The organism is Streptomyces sp. NPDC096339, from assembly GCF_044762985.1.
Classification (GTDB): domain Bacteria; phylum Actinomycetota; class Actinomycetes; order Streptomycetales; family Streptomycetaceae; genus Streptomyces.
On sequence record NZ_JBIWFI010000036.1, the window covers coordinates 76,798 to 93,759 of the forward strand.

Here is a 16,962-nt window from a genome sequence, read left to right on the forward strand (position 1 = left end):
TGCGGGCCCGCCGGGGGGGGTCCGCCCCGCCCCCCCCCGGGGCGCCCCCCCCGCGCGGCCGCCCCGCCGGGGGCCCCGCCCCCCCCCCCCCCGGCGGTGGGGAGGGGTCTTCACCCGACCGTGGTCTTCACCCGACCACGGTCCTCAATGGCCTCGGCCGGACCGGCGGCGGCGCACGGCGAAGGCCGTCCCGCCCACGGCGGCGAGCAGCAGGCCCGCTCCCGCGCCGAGTTCCAGGGGATCCATGCCGGCCACACTGCCGCCGAGGCCGCCGCGGACGGCGCCGACGACGCTGCGGGCGGGACTCGTCGCGGTCCGCGTGGAACTCGTGGTCGGTCTGGTCGAACCGCCGGCGATCGTCAGATCGGCCGAGCCCGTCTCCCCGTTGCAGGTGAAGGAGACCGAGTAAAGGGCCCCGGGCCGGGCGTCCCGGTCCACTGTGACCCGCACGGTCTGGCCGCGCGCGATGCTCACGGTGTCGAAGACCCCCGACGAGGCGGTGGCGTAGGCGGAGTTGCAGCCGGTGACGGAGAGCACCGTCTGGCCGCCGGGGGCGACCGTCGACGGGGTGATGGCGAAACCGAACGAAGTGATCTGCCGGCCCTCGGCCGCCGCGGCGGCGGGCGCGCAGAGGGCGCCGAGCGCGAGTACGGCGCCCGTGGCGCCGGCGCTGAGCAGGGCGGTGGCGGAGGTACGTATCGCACCCATGGTTGATTCTCCGGATCCCCGAGGAGCAGCCGCGGAACGGTTTCCGCACGTGGGGGGTCGTGCGCCTCGATGTCCGCCACGCTAGGTCCGGGCACGGTGCCCCGCGATCAGGAACGGGCGAATGGGGCATGGCCGTACGCCGAACCGGGGACGGAGGGACCGTCCCCGGTTTGAGCGTGGGCGTGCGGGATCCGGCCGGGCCCTCAGCCTCCCAGCTCCAGATGGGCGAACTGCGACAGGAACGGTTCGGCGGTGGCCGCGACGCCCCGCCCGAAGGGCGCGTCGAAGTCCCAGATGAGGAACAGCAGGAAGGCGATGAGCGCGCTGAACAGGCCCGCGAGCAGGAGTTCGCGGAACGACCGCCGGATCTGCAGCGTGAAGATCAGCCCCACCGTCACCAGCGCCCCGGAGATCAGCCCGAACCACACCACCCCGGGCATGGTCGCCCCGGCGCTCTCCCCCCGGGCGCTGCGGGCGTCGTCGGCCACCGCGACCTGGTCGACCAGCGGCTGGTACGCCTGCCCCTCGTGGTCGGTCTTCGGCTCGTAGTCGGTGACGTCCCGGCGGATACGTTCCAGCAACTCCGCGCCCCGGTCGGTGATCTCGCCGCGGTCGGCCATGGCCTTCCACTCCGTGTCGACCACGTAGGTCACGTACGCGTCGACGTCGGAGCGGATCTGCTTGCGCACCTCGGGCGGGTAGACCTCGGAGCGGACGCTGATCTCGTGCAGGGCCTGCGCCTCCTGGCGCACGTACTCCTGGGCGGCCCCGCGGCCCTCCCAGACGCCGGCGATCGCCAGGCCGAGGACGATCGCGTAGATCACCCCGATCATCATCGTCATGTACTCGATGACGTCCGGGGTCTCGTTCGGATCGTCGTCGTCACCGATCCTGCGGTGGTTGAAGAAGGTGATGGACAGCACCACGGCGCAGGCCGCTGCCATCGCGATGGACAGGACGAGCCATTCCGACAAGATGACTCCCGATGGGTCATTGGCCACGGGCTAACGGGGGCGCAGCGCGACGATCGCGAGCACCGCGGGAGCCGCGGTCATCAAGGTGAAGGTCACCGGAGAGATGTGGTGCTCCTCCGGCTTGCGGGCCGGAGCGTGGTACGCCGGTTTGGCCACCGGTTTGGCCACCACGGGCACGGGCGCGGGCGTCTTGACCGCCGGAGGCGGGGGCGGCGGGGGCGGGGCCGGCTTCGGCACCGGCTTCGGCGCGGGCTTCGGGGCCGGAGGAGGAGGTGGCGGCGGCGGAGCGGGTTCGGGCGGCGGGGCCGGCTCGGGAGGCGGTGGCGCGGGTTTGGGCGGCGTGGGCTTGGGTGTCGGCTTCGGGGGCGGGGTGGGAGGCGGCGGGGTCGGCGTCGGCTTCGGCGGACAGGGCGGGGGAGGCGGGGGCGGGCAGTGGTGGCCGCCCTGGTGGCCCTTGCCGCGGCCCTTGTCGTGGCCGTTGCCGTGTCCCTTGTCGTGGCCGTTGCCGCGCTGGTCAGCGTGATGTCCGCCACCCGCGCCGTCTCCGCGGCCGCTTCCGCCGGCCACCGCGACCGCCGTGGTGACGCCCCCGGCAGAGCCGTTCCCGGTCGTCGCGTAGGCGCAGCTATCGGCCACGGCGGGCGTGATGGACGCGCAGGACAACGCCGCCCACAGCAGCACCGGGACCGCGAGCATGCGCCTGGCTAAGGCTTTGTTCACCCGGGGATCATGGGGCCGTGGGCGCCCCCTTGCGCCCGGCCCCGCCCCCGGTTCGCCTGAACGGGTGGAGCGTCGACCCAGGAGGTTTGAGCCAATCGCCGACCGGGTCGGATCGCGGAGCGGTCATTTCCCATGGGGGATTTGTCGGTAACGATCACCGGGGGCGTTCCGTCCGGCACGTGACTTTGGTGTGTGACGAAGAACGGATCGCCAATTTCCGCTTTTGCTCGCCCTGTTGGCTAATGATCAGTACATTCGGCTCGGACAGAGTCCGGTCCCCGGAGGGGCCGCCGAGGAACAAGGCTTGGAGATCCGATGGAGCGCCCCGCCTGGGCCCCGCCGGGCATCGACATATCGGTGCCCAGTGTGTCCCGTATCTACGATTACTACCTGGGCGGCTCGCACAATTTCGAGGTCGACCGCGAGGCCGCCCGCCGCGCCATGGAATTCATCCCGGGCCTGCCCAAGATCATGCAGGCGAACCGGGCATTCATGCGTCGCACCGTCCGCCACGCGGTGGACGAGGGCGTCACCCAGTTCCTCGACATCGGCTCCGGCATCCCCACCTTCGGCAACGTCCACGAGATCGCCCGGGCCGCCAGCCCGGAGGCGCGCGTGGTCTACGTGGACCACGACCCGGTGGCCGTGGCGCACAGCCGGGCCGTCCTCGGGGACGACGAGCTGACGGGTGTCGTGGCCGCCGATCTGCGCAAGCCCAAGGACATCCTGGCCGCGCCCGAGGTCGCGCGGCTGCTCGACTTCGACCGGCCCGTGGCGCTGCTCCTCGTCGCCGTCCTGCACTTCCTCGAGGACACGGACGACCCGTACGACGCCGTGGCCGAACTGAGGGACGCACTGGCCCCCGGCAGCCTGCTGATCCTCACCCACGCGTCCTTCGAGGGGATTCCGCTCACGGAGGAGGTGGCCGGCGGCGCCGTCGGCGTGTACCGGGACATCCGCAATCCGCTCGTCATGCGCAGCGGCGAGCGGATCCGCGCCTTCTTCGACGGGTTCGAGATGGTGGATCCGGGCCTGGTCTCGATGCCCGACTGGCGGCCGGACCGCGTCGAGGGCGACAGGGAGGGCGAGGTGCCCGAAGACCCGTACGCCTTCTCGGGCTTCGGTGGTGTGGGGCGCAAGGCGTGAGACTCCCCGTACAGATGTCGGCCCCGCGGCAGCCGGGCGCGCCGGTCCCCGAGTCGGGCGCGTCCGCGTCCGCGGCCGGCATGCCCGCCTGCGAACCGGCGGAGCCTCCCGCGGCCCCGACCCCGGGAGGGGCCGGTTCGGGATCGGCCGGCTCGGGGTCGGCGGCGGGTTCGGGCTCCGCCGTCCCCGGGGCGTCCCCGAAAGGCGGCCTGGAGGACCGGATCGCGCGCTTCGCGACCATCTGGGGCCGGGCGATCTTCCCGGTCACCGCGACCTCCCTGACCCGCCCCGAGTTCGAACGGCATCTCGTACCGCTCACCCGCACCCTCGCCGAGGCCCTGCACGCCCGAGCCTTCGACGCCTCGGCGGCCCAGCGGGTGGGGGCCGAACTCGTGGCCGTGCACTGCACCGACCCGGAGGCCCTGGCCGGCACCCTCGGCGTCATCGAGTCCTACCTGGTGCTCTACTGCGGCGGAGCCGACGGGGCCGTTGGTTCCACGGAGGAGTACCGGGCCCGCTGCGCCAGGCTCCAGCACGGGGTGGCGGCGGGATACGCCCGCGCCCTGCGCGAGCGCACCCTCAGGGAACAGGAGTCCATCGCCCGTTCCGCGCTGACGGCACGCACCGACGCCCAGCAGGCCCTGCACGCCAGTGAGGCGCGCTTCCGGGCGGTCTTCGAGGGCGCGGCCGTCGGCATCGGCATCGCCGACCTGGACGGGAACATCCTGGAGGTCAACGACGCGCTGCTGGAGATGTTCGGCGGCCTGGAAGGCCACGTCCGGGGCCGGAAGGTCACCGAGTGGGGCCACCCCGACGACACCCCGCACGTGTGGCGGATGCACGGGGAGCTGGTGCGCGGCGAACGCGAGAGCTTCCGCGTCGAAAAGCCGTACTACCGGCACGACGGGACCGTGCTGTGGACCAATCTCACGGTGTCTCTGCTGCGCGACGCCGCCGGGGAGCCGCAGTACCAGCTGGCGCTGATGGAGGACACCACCGAACGCCGGCTGCTGAACCTGCGCCTGCGCTACGAGGCCACCCACGACGCCCTGACGGGGCTCCCCAACCGGACGTTGTTCTTCGAACGGCTGGAGAAGGCGCTGAACGGCACCGGCGGCGATCGCTTCGGGCTGTGCTACCTGGACCTGGACGGCTTCAAGGCGGTCAACGACAGCCTCGGACACTCGGCGGGGGACCGGCTGCTGGTGGAGGTCGCGGACCGGTTGCAGAGCTGCGCCACCGGCCCCGGCGAGGTCGTCGCCAGGCTGGGCGGCGACGAGTTCGTCGCCCTGACCACCGGCCGTGACACCGAGCAGAAGGTCACCGACCTCGCGGTCCGGATCCTGTCCGCCCTGTCCACGCCGATCCGGCTGGAGGGCCGCGAGCTGACCGTCCGGGGCAGCATCGGCATCGTCGAGGGCAGCGTCAAGGAACGCACCCCGGCGGAGGTACTGCGCAGCGCCGACATCACCATGTACCGGGCGAAGGCCGCCGGCGGCAACCGCTTCGAGTTCGCCGACGCGGAGGCCGACGCCCGCGCCATCACCCGCCACGGACTGACCAACGCACTGCCCGCCGCCCTGGAGCGCGGGGAGTTCTTCATCGAGTACCAGCCGCTGGTGCACATGCACGACGGCACCGTGCACGGGGCCGAGGCGCTGGTGCGCTGGTCGCACCCGCAGTACGGGGTGCTGGGCCCGGACCGCTTCATCCCGCTCGCCGAACGCACCGGCCTGATCGTGCCGCTCGGCCGCTGGGTCCTCGAGGAGTCCGTCCGGCAGGCCCGCAACTGGCGGTCCAAGCACGGCGGCGCGTCCCTGCGGGTCAACGTCAACCTCTCGCCGACGCAGCTGCACCATCCCGGACTGGTCGCCGACACCGTGGCCGTGCTCGAGAAGTCCGGACTCGCCCCCGGCGCGCTGTGCCTGGAGGTGACCGAATCGGCCCTCATAGGAGCCGACGACGAGCTCCTCGAACCACTGCGCCGGCTCGCCGCGCTGGGCGTGGACATCGCGCTCGACGACTTCGGCACCGGCTACTCGAACCTGGCCAACCTGCGCCGCCTCCCCGTCAGCGTCCTGAAGCTGGACCGCTCCTTCACCAAGGGGATGCAGCAGAGCCCCGCCAACCCCGTCGACGTCAAGATCGTGGAGGGCATCGTCGCCCTTGCCCACAGCCTCGAACTCGCCGTGACCGTGGAGGGCGTGGAGACCGGAGCGCAAGCCGCCCAGCTGCGCGCCCTCGGCTGCGACACCGCCCAGGGCTGGTACTACGCCCGCCCCGGCGCCCCCGACCGGATCCACACCCTCTCCCTCTCGGACGCGGTGCCCTCGTCTCCCTGACGTCTGCCGGGACGGTCGGGTCAGTCCATGCCCGCCTCGGTGCCGCGGCCGGGTTCGCGCACCGCGGCCAGCACCCGCTCGTACCGCTCGCTGGTGTCGGCCAGTACGTGGGCGGCCGCCGGGAGCCGCTCGGCCTCGTAGGCGTCGAGCGCGCCCCGCGTCCCCGGGTCGGCCAGGGCGCTGAGCAACGTCCGGCCGAGGGCGGCCGCGTCCTGTATCCCGGTGTTCATGCCCAGGCCGCCGGCTATGGGGTGCACGTGCGCGGCGTCACCGGCGAGGAAGACCCGGCCCTCGCGCATCCGGGCGGCCATGCGGATGTTGACCCGCCAGACCGAGAGCCAGGTGGGATCCGCCAGGCGGATCCCCGGGACCCGGGCGTGCCGGTCGAAGAGCCTCTGGAAGCTCTCCAGCGAGGGCGGCAGGGGCTCACCGCTCTCGCCGAGCTCCGGTGAGGCCTGGAGCTGGAAGGAGTCCGTGCCCGGCATCGGGCACAGGAGGATCCCGCCGCCTGCCGAGGTGAACCACTGGTGCCAGTACGCGCGGCTCAGCCCGGGCACCCGTACGTCCCCGAGCACCATCGTCTCCGTCTCCTCCGTGCGTCCCTCGAAGGGGATCCCGAGGATTTTGCGCACCGAGCTCTGGCCGCCGTCGCACCCGGCGGCGTACCCGGCGCGGATCGAACGGCCGTCCTCGAGCCGGGCGGTGACCCCCGCCCCGTCCTGGGCGATCTCCGTGACCCGGGCTTCGTACTCGACCGGGACGCCGAGGCCGGCGAGCCGCCGGCGGAGGGCTTCTTCCACCTGCCACTGGCCGATGAGGATGCCGTCGCCGGTCGTCGGGGTGTCGTTGACGTGGTCGCCGTCGAAGTACTTGCGCAGGACCACGCCCCGGATCCCGACGGCGGCCGGCTCCTCGGCCGCACCGAGCCGGGCGAGCACCTCCAGGCTGTCCGCGTTCAGACCCTTGCCCCGGGACTCGCGATGGGGTCCCGAGCGGGCGTCGAGCACGCGGACGGCGGCGCCGCCCAGGGCCAGTTCGCACGCCAGGGTGAGCCCGGTCGGGCCGGAGCCCACGATCAGTACGTCGGTCATCGGAGTGTCCTCTCGTCGTCCCGGGTCGTCCGGGTCGCCCGGGTGGTTCGGCGTCGTCGATGTGTCGATGGGTCAAGGAAAGCGCAACCGAGGCAGAAATGCAACCCAGTAACGAAATTAACCCGGTCATGATTTCGTGGTACGCTGGAGGCATGGAGAACACGACGGGTCCGCGCACGGGTCTGCGCGAGAGCAAGAAGCTGCGTACGCGCCGCCAGCTGGCGGCCACCGCGCTCGAACTCTTCCTCGAGCGCGGCTTCGACGCCGTGTCGGTGGCCGATGTCGCCGCCGCGGCCGAGGTCTCCAAGCCCACCCTGTTCCGGTACTTCCAGAGCAAGGAGGACCTGGTCCTGGACCGCTTCGCCGACCATCAGGACGAGGCGGCGCGCATCGTCCGCGACCGCCCGGCCGGCCGGACCCCGGTGGGGGCGGTCCACGAGCACTTCCTGGCGGCCCTCGCCGAGCGGGACCCGATCACCGGGCTCTGTGACCACCCGGACGTCCTCGCCTTCCAGGGGCTGCTGTACTCCACCGCCGGCCTGGAGAGCCGGATCGCCCACTACACGGCGCGTGAGGTGGAGCTGCTCGCGGCGGTCCTGGAGGCGGAGTCGGTCCCCGCGTTCAGGGCCCGGCTGGCAGCCCTCCACCTGGTGACCGTCCGTCACGAACTGGGCCGGGAGAACTGGCGCCGGCTCTCGGCCGGTCAGAGCGCCGACGAGGCCTACCCGGCCGCCGTCGCCGAGGCCGGCCACGCCTTCGCCATGCTGGCCGACGGCCTCGACCGGACCCTCGGGCCGCTCATACCCTCCTGAGGGCGGTCGACGAGGCCGACGCGAAGCCGGGGCGCGGAAGCGGGCGTTGCGTGGTCGCCGGGCATGGCCGCCGAGGCCCCCGCACTCGTGGAGCGCGAACTGGCCCCGGCGCACCGGCCGGCCGCCGTGTTCTGGGCGCAGGAGATCTCCCTGACCGGCCGGGGTAAACCCGACAAACAGCGGCTGAGGCAGCGCGCGTCGCGTTCGGCACCCAGGGCCTCCCGCCGGGGCCCGGCCGCTGACCCGATCGCGAGTTCGGGTCGGGCCCCGCGTCCGGGCCGCGCCGGGCGTGTCCCGCCGCGCCGTCCGTGTCCCGCCCGTCAGGGCCGCGTCGGGACCGCAGGCCGGGCGGGAGCGGGGCGGGTCTCAGCCGACCAGGATGCGTTTCAGTTCCCGTGCCGCACGCGGCGGTGCCACGTCCGTGCGGTGGGCCAGGGCGATGGTGCGGCGCAACGGGGACCCCGCGAGGGCGGTGGCGCGCAGGCCCGGACCCGCGTGCTCCACCACCATGTTCGGGACCACCGCGATGCCCAGCCCGGCCCGTACGAAGCCGAGGACCGCGTCCATCTCCCCGCCCTCCACCGTGAACACCGGCTCGAAGCCCGCCGCCCGGCACGCCCCCACCGTCAGGTCCCGCAGGTCGTAGCCGTGGCGGAACATCACCATCGGCTCGTCGCGCAGGTCGGCGATGGTCAGCTCACCGCCTCCCGCCGGGGGCGGGAGATCCGCCGACGAGACCACCACCAGGTCCTCCGTCAGCAGCTCCACCGTGGTCAGCGCCGGGGCCGACGGCGGCAGCGGCAGCGCGATCAGCGCCAGGTCCAGGGCCCCGCGCGCCAGTTCCCGTACGAGGTCCAGCGAGCCGCTCTCCTCGATCAGCAGCTCGATCCCCGGATGGGCGGCGTGGAAGGCGCGCAGCACGTTGGGCAGCAGGCCCGTGCACACGCTCGGCGTGGCCCCCAGCCGGATCCGCCCGCGCCGCAGCTGCGCCAGCTCCTGCACCTCCTGCCGGGCCGTGTCCGCGTCGGCGAGGATCCGGCGGGCCAGCGGCAGCAGGGCCTCACCGGCGTCGGTGAGCGAGATGTTGCCCCGTGCCCGGCTGAAGAGCTCGGCCCCCAGCTCCCGCTCCAGGGCCTTGATCTGCTGGGACAGCGAGGGCTGGGCCACGTGCACCCGCTCCGCGGCCCGGGTGAAGTGGCGGGTCTCGGCGACGGCCACGAAGTACAGGAGCTGCTGGAATTGCATAGTCCATGTCTATCAAGATGACCGACATCATGTCTTGGACCTTTCGGGTCCTTCGTCCCTACCTTCGATGACATGGCTCTGGCAACGCGCACCCGGACAGGCGGCCCCAAGGCGCCGACCTTCTGGGGCTCCACCATCGGAAAGAAGACCGTCATGGCGGTCTCCGGGCTGATCATGCTCGGATACCTCGTCGTGCACATGCTCGGCAACCTCAAGATCTTCTTCGGGGCGGACGAGTTCAACGGCTACGCGCACTGGCTGCGCACCCTCGGCGAGCCCTTCCTGCACCACGAGTGGGCCCTGTGGATCGTCCGCGTGGTCCTCCTCGCCGCGGTCGTCGCCCACGCCGTGTCCGCGTACCAGCTCAGCCGCCGCGACATCAAGGCGCGCCCGGTGAAGTACGCCCACAAGCGCCGCCGCGCGAGCTACGCCACGCGCACCATGCGCTGGGGCGGCATCATCCTCGCCCTCTTCATCGTCTGGCACCTGCTCGACCTCACCACGCTCACCGTCAACGAGCGCGCCTGGGCCGGGCACCCGTACCAGAACGTCCTCGCGACCTTCTCCACCTGGTACGGCAACGCCATCTACATCGTCGCGATGGCCGCCCTCGGCCTGCACATCCGGCACGGCTTCTGGAGCGCCGCCCAGACCCTCGGCGCCGGCAACGCCCGCCGCGACCGGACGCTGAAGGCCCTCGCGAACACCCTCGCCCTCGTCCTCTTCGCGGGCTTCGTCTCCGTCCCCGTCGCCGTCATGACCGGAGTGGTGAACTGACCATGAGCGCGTACGCCAACCACACCACCGGCGAACCCCTCCGCGACACCAAGGCCCCCGAGGGCCCCGTCGCGGAGCGATGGGACCGCCGCCGCTTCGAGGCCAAGCTGGTCAACCCGGCCAACCGCCGCAAGCACACCGTGATCGTCGTCGGCACCGGCCTGGCGGGCGGTGCCGCCGGCGCGACTCTCGCCGAGCAGGGCTACCACGTGGTCCAGTTCTGCTTCAGCGACTCCCCGCGCCGAGCCCATTCCATCGCCGCCCAGGGCGGCATCAACGCCGCCAAGAACTACCGCAACGACGGTGACTCCGTACACCGCCTGTTCTACGACACCGTCAAGGGCGGCGACTTCCGCGCCCGCGAGTCCAACGTCCACCGCCTCGCCCAGATCTCCGTCGAGATCATCGACCAGTGCGTGGCCCAGGGCGTCCCCTTCGCCCGCGAGTACGGCGGCCTCCTCGACACCCGCTCCTTCGGCGGCGTCCAGGTCTCCCGCACCTTCTACGCCCGCGGCCAGACGGGGCAGCAGTTGCTCCTCGGCGCCTACCAGGCGCTGTCCCGGCAGATAGCCGCCGGGAACGTGGAGATGCACGCCCGCACCGAGATGCTCGACCTGGTCGTCGTCGACGGGGTCGCCCGCGGGATCGTCGCCCGTGACCTGATCACCGGCGAGATCTCCACCCATTACGCCGACGCGGTGGTCCTGGCCAGCGGCGGCTACGGCAACGTCTTCTACCTCTCCACCAACGCCATGAACTCCAACGCGACCGCCGTCTGGCGGGCGCACCGGCGCGGCGCCTACTTCGCCAACCCCTGCTTCACCCAGATCCACCCCACCTGCATCCCGCGCACCGGCGACCACCAGTCCAAGCTCACCCTGATGAGCGAGTCCCTGCGCAACGACGGCCGCATCTGGGTCCCCAAGGCCAAGGGCGACACCCGCCCGGCCGCCGAGATCCCCGAAGCGGAACGCGACTACTACCTGGAGCGGATCTACCCCTCCTTCGGCAACCTCGTGCCCCGCGACATCGCCTCCCGCGCCGCGAAGAACGTCTGCGACGAGGGACGCGGCGTCGGCCCCGGCGGCCAGGGCGTCTACCTCGACTTCGCCGACGCCATCCGGCGCATGGGCCGCGACAAGGTCGCCGAGAAGTACGGCAACCTCTTCGAGATGTACGAGCGGATCACCGCGGAGAACCCGTACGAGGTCCCCATGCGGATCTACCCCGCCGTGCACTACACGATGGGCGGCCTGTGGGTCGACTACGACCTCCAGACCACCGTCCCCGGCCTCTTCGCGATCGGCGAGGCCAACTTCTCCGACCACGGGGCCAACCGCCTCGGCGCCTCCGCGCTGATGCAGGGCCTCGCCGACGGCTACTTCGTGCTCCCGTCCACGATCAACGACTACCTGGCGCGGCGCCACACCGAGGCCGCCCAAGACGCCGTGGACGACACCCACCCCGAGGCCGTGGCCGTCGTACGCGAGACCCGCGAGCGCCTCGCCCGGCTCCTGGCCGTCGACGGGGACCGCACGCCCGACTCCTTCCACCGGGAGATCGGCGAACTCATGTGGGAGTACTGCGGGATGGCCCGCACCGACGAGGGCCTGCGCAAGGCCCTCGACCGGATCCCGCAGATCCGCGAGGAGTTCTGGCGGCGGATCAAGGTCCCCGGCAGCGGCGAGGAGTTCAACCAGTCGCTGGAGAAGGCCAACCGGATCGTCGACTACCTCGAACTCGCCGAGCTGATGTGCCTCGACGCCCTGCACCGCGAGGAGTCCTGCGGCGGCCACTTCCGCGAGGAGTCCCAGACCCCCGAAGGGGAGGCCGAGCGGCGCGACGAGGAGTTCTCGTACGCGGCGGCCTGGGAGTTCACGAACACCGGCGCCGCCCCCGTCCTGCACAAGGAAGACCTCGTCTTCGAGTACGTCCACCCCACCCAGCGGAGCTACGCATGAAGCTCACCCTGCGCGTCTGGCGCCAGCGCGGCGCCGACGCCCCCGGCCACATGGCCTCGTACGAGGTCGACGGGATCTCCGAGGACATGTCCTTCCTGGAGATGCTCGACACCCTCAACGAGGACCTCATCCTGCGCGGCGAGGACCCGGTCGCCTTCGACCACGACTGCCGCGAGGGCATCTGCGGCGCGTGCAGCCTCGTCATCAACGGCGACGCGCACGGCCCGGAGCGCACCACCACGTGCCAGCTGCACATGAGGTCCTTCGCCGACGGCGACACCATCGACGTCGAGCCCTGGCGGGCCGCCGCCTTCCCGGTGGTCAAGGACCTCGTCGTCGACCGCGGCGCCTTCGACCGCATCATCCAGGCCGGCGGCTACATCACCGCCCCCACCGGCGCCGCCCCCGAGGCGCACGCCACCGCCGTGCCCAAGGCCGACGCCGACTACGCCTTCGAGCACGCCGAGTGCATCGGCTGCGGGGCCTGCGTGGCGGCCTGCCCCAACGGCTCCGCGATGCTGTTCACCTCCGCCAAGGTCAACCACCTGAACGTGCTGCCGCAGGGCTCGCCGGAACGCGAGACCCGGGTGCTGGACATGGTGGCCCGGATGGACGAGGAGGGTTTCGGCGGCTGCACCCTCACCGGCGAGTGCGCCACGGCCTGCCCCAAGGGCATACCGCTCCCGTCGATCGCCGCCATGAACAAGGAATGGCTGCGCGCGGTCCGCAAGGGCTGACCGCCCCGCTCCCGCACGCCCCCGTACGAGCCCCGGCCGGCCCGGGACCGGCACGTCCCGGTGCCCGCGTCCGGCCCCGGCCGGGGCGCTGCCGGCCCCGGTTCCCCCGGTCTGGGCCGACCGGCTGACCCGATCCGCCGACCGGGGGCTCGTACGGGTCGTACGCCGCGCCGCGCCCCGGGCGGGCGCCGCGCATCGGCGACAGTGGGCGCCATGCCACATCCCACCGCCGGGTCCGGACCGCGCCGACGAGCCGTACTGGCCGCCGCCCTCGCCCCGCTGGCGGTGGCCGGCTGCTCCGCGGAGGAACCCGCCCGGGGCCCGGCGCCCGGAGCGCAGGCCGGGGCCAAGGACGCCCTGGTCATGGTGATCCGGCACGCGGAGAAGCCGTACGCAGGCGACTCCGGCACCGACGAGGAGGGCGAGGACGACCCCGGCTCGCTGGCCGGCCGCGGCTGGCGGCGGGCCGAGGAACTCCCGCGGCTCTTCGCCCCCACCCGCGGCGCGGCCCTGCCCCGTCCCGGCGCCGTCTTCGCAGCCGGCGGTGGCAAGGCGGGCACGCCCGCACGGTGCAAGCAGACCGTGGCCGCGCTGGCCACCGCCCTGCACACCCCGGTGCGCACCGAGTTCGCCCTCGGCGCAGAGCCGGCCCTCGTGCGCGCCGCACTGGCCGGCCCGATGCCCGTACTGGTCTGCTGGGAGCACACCGGCGTCCCCCGCCTGGTCCGCGCCCTCGGCGCCGACCGGGTGCTCGGACTCCCCGCGGCCTGGCCCGACCGCTACGACCTCGTCTGGATGTTCACCCGCCGCCAGGGCCAGTGGAGCTTCCGCGAACTGCCGCAGCGCCTGCTGGCAGGGGACGCCTGACCGGCAGGATCCGCAAGTGACGGCCTACCCCCGAAGGGCCCGGGCGAGGTAGGGAGCCGTACGGCCCACACCCGAGGCCGCCACATCCGCCGGAGTACCCGCCGCGAGGATCCGGCCGCCGTCCGTGCCGCCGCCCGGGCCCAGGTCGATCACCCAGTCCGCGCCCGCCACCACCTCCATGTCGTGTTCCACGACCACCACCGAGTGCCCCGCGTCCACCAGCCCGTGCAACTGCCGCAGCAGTACCCGTACATCGGCCGGGTGCAGTCCCGTCGTCGGCTCGTCCAGCAGGTACAGGGTGTGGTCCCGGCGCAGCCTCTGGAGCTCGGTGGCCAGCTTGATCCGCTGTGCCTCGCCGCCCGACAGCTCCGTCGCCGGCTGTCCCAGCCGCAGGTACCCCAGCCCGATGTCCTCCAGTGCCCGCAGGCTGCGCGCCGCGGCCGGCACCTCCGCGAAGAATCCGGCCGCCGCCTCCACGGTCAGGCCGAGCACCTCCGCGATGTTCAGCCCCGCGTAACGGACCTGGAGCGTCTCGGCGTTGTACCGGTCGCCGGCGCACTCGGGGCACGGGGCGTAGGTGCTCGGCAGGAACATCAGTTCCACCGAGACGAAGCCCTCGCCCTGGCAGGTCTCGCACCGGCCGCCCGCCACGTTGAAGGAGAACCGGCCCGCCTTCCAGCCCCGCGCCTTCGACTCGGGAGCGGCCGTGAACAGCCGCCGAACCACGTCGAACAGGCCCGTGTACGTGGCCAGATTGGACCGCGGGGTCCGGCCGATGGGCTTCTGGTCCACCTCCACCAGCCGCCGTACGGGGAACTCCGGCTCCGCGAGCCGCTCCCCGACCTCCCGGGCCAGCGCGCTGCCCACCAGAGTGGACTTCCCCGACCCCGACACCCCGGTCACCGCCGTGAACACCCCGAGCGGGAACTCGGCCGTGACGTCACGCAGGTTGTGCAGCCCGACCCCGCTCAGCCGCACCGACCCGCTCGCCGTCCGCACCGGCCGCACGGGCGCGTCCCCCCGTTCGCCGAACAGGTGCCGGGCCGTCGCCGACTCCGCCACCCCGGCCAGCTCCCGCGGCGGCCCGCTGTACAGCACCCGCCCGCCGTGCTCCCCGGCCAGCGGCCCCACGTCCACCAGCCAGTCCGCGTGCCGCACCACGTCCAGGTGGTGCTCCACGACGAACACCGTGTTCCCGGCCTCCTTCAGCCGGTCCAGTACGCCGAGCAGCGCCTCGGTGTCGGCCGGGTGCAGCCCCGCCGACGGCTCGTCCAGCACGTACACCACCCCGAACAGCCCCGACCGCAGTTGCGTCGCCAGCCGCAGCCGCTGCAGCTCGCCCGCGGACAGGGTGGGCGCGGCGCGGTCCAGGCTCAGGTAGCCGAGCCCCAGCTCGACGACCGGCCCGATCCGCGACCGCAGGTCCTCGGCGAGCACCCGCGCCGCCTCGCCCTCCGCGGGCGCGGAGGCGAGTACCCCGTCCAGGTCGGACAGGGACATGGCCGCGAGCGCGGCGATCCCGTACCCCGCGAAGGTCACCGCCAGGGCCTCCGGTCGCAGCCGCCGCCCCTCGCACACCGGGCACGGGGAATCGGCGAGGAACTTCTCGGCGCGGGCCCGCAGGGTGGCGCTCTTGCTGTCCGCGAAGGTCCGCATCACATAGCGGTGGGCGCTCATGTACGTGCCCTGGTAGGGCCGTTGGATCCGCTCGGCCTCGCGCACCGGGTGCACGGTCACCACCGGCTGGTCCTCGGTGAACAGGATCCACTCGCGCTCCTGCGCCGGCAGCTCCCGCCACGGCCGGTCCACGTCGTGCCCGAGCGCCTCCAGGACGTCCCGAAGGTTCTTGCCCTGCCAGGCTCCCGGCCAGGCGGCGATGGCTCCCTGACGGATCGACAGTCCCGGATCGGGAACCAGCAGTTCCTCGCTGGTCCGGTGGATCCGGCCGAGTCCGTGACACGAAGGACAGGCCCCGGCAGCCGTATTGGGGGAGAAGGCGTCCGAGTCGAGTCGCTGCGCACCCGGCGGGTGGGTCCCGGCGCGCGAGTACAGCATGCGCAGGGAGTTGGAGAGCATGGTCACCGTGCCGACCGAGGAACGCGACCCGGGGGAGGAACGCCGCTGCTCCAGCGAGACGGCCGGCGGCAGCCCGCTGACCGAATCCACCTTCGGGGCGCCGATCTGGTGGATGAGCCGCCGGGCGTACGGCGCCACCGACTCGAAGTACCGGCGCTGGGCCTCGGCGTACAGCGTGCCGAAGGCGAGCGAGCTCTTCCCGGACCCGGACACCCCGGTGAACACGGTCAGCGCGTCACGCGGGACGTCCACGTCGACCCCGCGCAGATTGTGCTCCCGGGCGCCCCGGACCCGTACGAACGGGTCGCGGTCGGCATGGGGCACTGGGGACTGGTGCGACTGGTGCATTCGCCCCAGTTTAGAGCCCCGCCACCCGCGCCAGGCGTTCGAAGGAGTCCAGCAGGGCCGTCCGGTCGTAGGTCGAGGTGGTGACCAGCAGTTCGTCCGCGCCGGTCTGCTCGGCCACCTCGGACAGCTGCGCCGCGACCTGCTCCTGCGTCCCGTGGATGTGCCCGGCCAGGGCGCCCTCGTACAGCTCCCGCTCCTTCGGGGTCATCTCCGCGTCCTCGATCTCCTCGGCCGGCCGCAGCGGCGGGAAGCTGCCCCGGGTGCGGGAGTACGCGAGGGACCAGGCCTCCGGGACCAGGATGCGGCGGGCCTCCTCGGCGGTGGCCGCGACCGCCACCGTCCCGGAGACCACCACGTACGGCTCCGTGTGCCGGGCGGAGGGACGGAACTCCTCGCGGTACGTCTCGATGATCTGCGCGACCCGGCCGCGGGCGCGCAGGTCGCCGACCACCAGGGGGAGTCCCGCCCGGGCGGCGATCCCGGCCCCCTCGCCGGTGGCCAGCACGTAGGCCGGTACGCGCAGGCCCTCCGCGGGGCGGGCGTGGACCTCGGGGTGCGTCCGCTGGGTGCCGTCCAGCCAGCCCAGCAGCTCGGTCAGCTGCTCCTCGAAGCGGTCCGCGTCGCCCGTGTCGCGGCCCAGGGCCCGGCGGATGCCGTTGGTGAAGCCGACGGAGCGGCCGAGGCCCATGTCGATCCTGCCGGGGAACAGCGATTCCAGTACCCCGAACTGCTCCGCGACCACCAGCGGCTGGTGGTTGGGCAGCATCACCCCGCCCGTGCCGACGCGGATCCGCGCCGTGGCCGCGGCGACCGCGGCGGCCAGCACGGTCGGCGCGGAGCCGGCCACCCCGGGCACGCTGTGGTGCTCGGAGACCCAGAAGCGGTGGTAGCCGAGCTCCTCGGCGGCGCGGGCCAGCTCCACGGTGTCCCGCAGGGCGCCGGGGGCCGGGTGGCCCTCGCGGGTGCGGGACCGGTCGAGTATCGAGACTTTTCGGATCACACAGGTCACAACGCCTGGGAGCGGTGGGGATTCCCCAGCCTAGGGTCTGGGGGGGGGGGGGCCGCCCGCCCCCCCCCCCCCCGGGGGCCGGGGGGGGGGCGGGCCCCCCCCCCCGGGGGGGGGGGAGGAGCAAAAAAACGCACAACCACACACCAGAC

General features: G+C 73.0%; 14 protein-coding genes. 7 read left to right on the plus strand and 7 right to left on the minus strand.

The features are described 5' to 3' along the window. Window positions 1-144 precede the first annotated feature (144 nt). The 3 genes from ACIQ5Y_RS32570 to ACIQ5Y_RS32580 all read right to left on the minus strand — a co-directional run bounded on the left by ACIQ5Y_RS32570 (window position 145) and on the right by ACIQ5Y_RS32580 (window position 2,402). The gene (locus ACIQ5Y_RS32570; protein ID WP_403888652.1) at window positions 145-708 is read right to left on the minus strand and encodes a hypothetical protein; all 564 of its coding nucleotides are present in this window, start codon (window positions 706-708) and stop codon (window positions 145-147) included. 203 nt (window positions 709-911) lie between these two features. Next, entirely contained in the window at window positions 912-1,682 is a 771-nt protein-coding gene (locus ACIQ5Y_RS32575) for a hypothetical protein (RefSeq protein ID WP_403888655.1), read from the minus strand. Window positions 1,683-1,712: 30 nt separating this feature from the next. Next, complete coding sequence (locus tag ACIQ5Y_RS32580; protein WP_403888658.1) at window positions 1,713-2,402, minus strand: hypothetical protein; 690 nt, start codon at window positions 2,400-2,402, stop codon at window positions 1,713-1,715. A 315-nt stretch (window positions 2,403-2,717) separates the two neighbouring features. Here ACIQ5Y_RS32580 and ACIQ5Y_RS32585 point away from each other — a divergent pair, with 315 nt between their 5' ends. Beyond that, window positions 2,718-3,548: an SAM-dependent methyltransferase gene (locus tag ACIQ5Y_RS32585; RefSeq protein WP_403888661.1), complete on the plus strand. Its 831-nt coding sequence runs from the start codon at window positions 2,718-2,720 to the stop codon at window positions 3,546-3,548. Window positions 3,549-3,628: 80 nt separating this feature from the next. After that, window positions 3,629-5,890 (plus strand): putative bifunctional diguanylate cyclase/phosphodiesterase, encoded by a 2,262-nt coding sequence (locus tag ACIQ5Y_RS32590; RefSeq protein ID WP_403888690.1) that lies wholly within the window; start codon window positions 3,629-3,631, stop codon window positions 5,888-5,890. Window positions 5,891-5,910: 20 nt separating this feature from the next. Here the strand turns inward: ACIQ5Y_RS32590 and ACIQ5Y_RS32595 are convergent, their stop codons facing one another. Continuing rightward, window positions 5,911-6,981, minus strand: coding sequence for an FAD-dependent monooxygenase (locus ACIQ5Y_RS32595; RefSeq protein ID WP_403888663.1), 1,071 nt, complete (start codon window positions 6,979-6,981; stop codon window positions 5,911-5,913). A 152-nt stretch (window positions 6,982-7,133) separates the two neighbouring features. On the opposite strand from ACIQ5Y_RS32595, the gene ACIQ5Y_RS32600 reads away from it, so the two are divergent. Next, on the plus strand, window positions 7,134-7,793 hold the full coding sequence (locus ACIQ5Y_RS32600) for a TetR/AcrR family transcriptional regulator (protein ID WP_403888665.1): 660 nt from the start codon (window positions 7,134-7,136) through the stop codon (window positions 7,791-7,793). Window positions 7,794-8,159: 366 nt separating this feature from the next. On the opposite strand, the gene ACIQ5Y_RS32605 is transcribed toward ACIQ5Y_RS32600, so the two are convergent. Further along, complete coding sequence (locus ACIQ5Y_RS32605) at window positions 8,160-9,038, minus strand: LysR family transcriptional regulator (protein ID WP_403888668.1); 879 nt, start codon at window positions 9,036-9,038, stop codon at window positions 8,160-8,162. A gap of 72 nt (window positions 9,039-9,110) precedes the next feature. On the opposite strand from ACIQ5Y_RS32605, the gene ACIQ5Y_RS32610 reads away from it, so the two are divergent. From ACIQ5Y_RS32610 to ACIQ5Y_RS32625, 4 genes are all read left to right on the plus strand, one after another. Then, window positions 9,111-9,815 carry a succinate dehydrogenase gene (locus ACIQ5Y_RS32610; protein WP_403888671.1) on the plus strand — a complete coding sequence of 235 codons (705 nt, stop codon included), beginning with the start codon at window positions 9,111-9,113 and terminating at the stop codon, window positions 9,813-9,815. Between the two features lie 2 nt (window positions 9,816-9,817). Then, entirely contained in the window at window positions 9,818-11,776 is a 1,959-nt protein-coding gene (locus ACIQ5Y_RS32615) for a fumarate reductase/succinate dehydrogenase flavoprotein subunit (protein ID WP_403888674.1), read from the plus strand. Continuing rightward, complete coding sequence (locus ACIQ5Y_RS32620; RefSeq protein ID WP_376655114.1) at window positions 11,773-12,513, plus strand: succinate dehydrogenase/fumarate reductase iron-sulfur subunit; 741 nt, start codon at window positions 11,773-11,775, stop codon at window positions 12,511-12,513. The genes ACIQ5Y_RS32615 and ACIQ5Y_RS32620 overlap by 4 nt, the downstream gene beginning before the upstream one ends. A gap of 213 nt (window positions 12,514-12,726) precedes the next feature. Continuing rightward, complete coding sequence (locus ACIQ5Y_RS32625; protein WP_403888678.1) at window positions 12,727-13,380, plus strand: hypothetical protein; 654 nt, start codon at window positions 12,727-12,729, stop codon at window positions 13,378-13,380. 24 nt (window positions 13,381-13,404) lie between these two features. Here the strand turns inward: ACIQ5Y_RS32625 and ACIQ5Y_RS32630 are convergent, their stop codons facing one another. Together ACIQ5Y_RS32630 and ACIQ5Y_RS32635 are read right to left on the minus strand one after the other, a co-directional pair. Next, window positions 13,405-15,804: an ABC transporter gene (locus tag ACIQ5Y_RS32630; protein WP_403888681.1), complete on the minus strand. Its 2,400-nt coding sequence runs from the start codon at window positions 15,802-15,804 to the stop codon at window positions 13,405-13,407. A gap of 10 nt (window positions 15,805-15,814) precedes the next feature. Beyond that, complete coding sequence (locus tag ACIQ5Y_RS32635; RefSeq protein ID WP_403888684.1) at window positions 15,815-16,804, minus strand: MsnO8 family LLM class oxidoreductase; 990 nt, start codon at window positions 16,802-16,804, stop codon at window positions 15,815-15,817. Window positions 16,805-16,962: the final 158 nt, after the last annotated feature.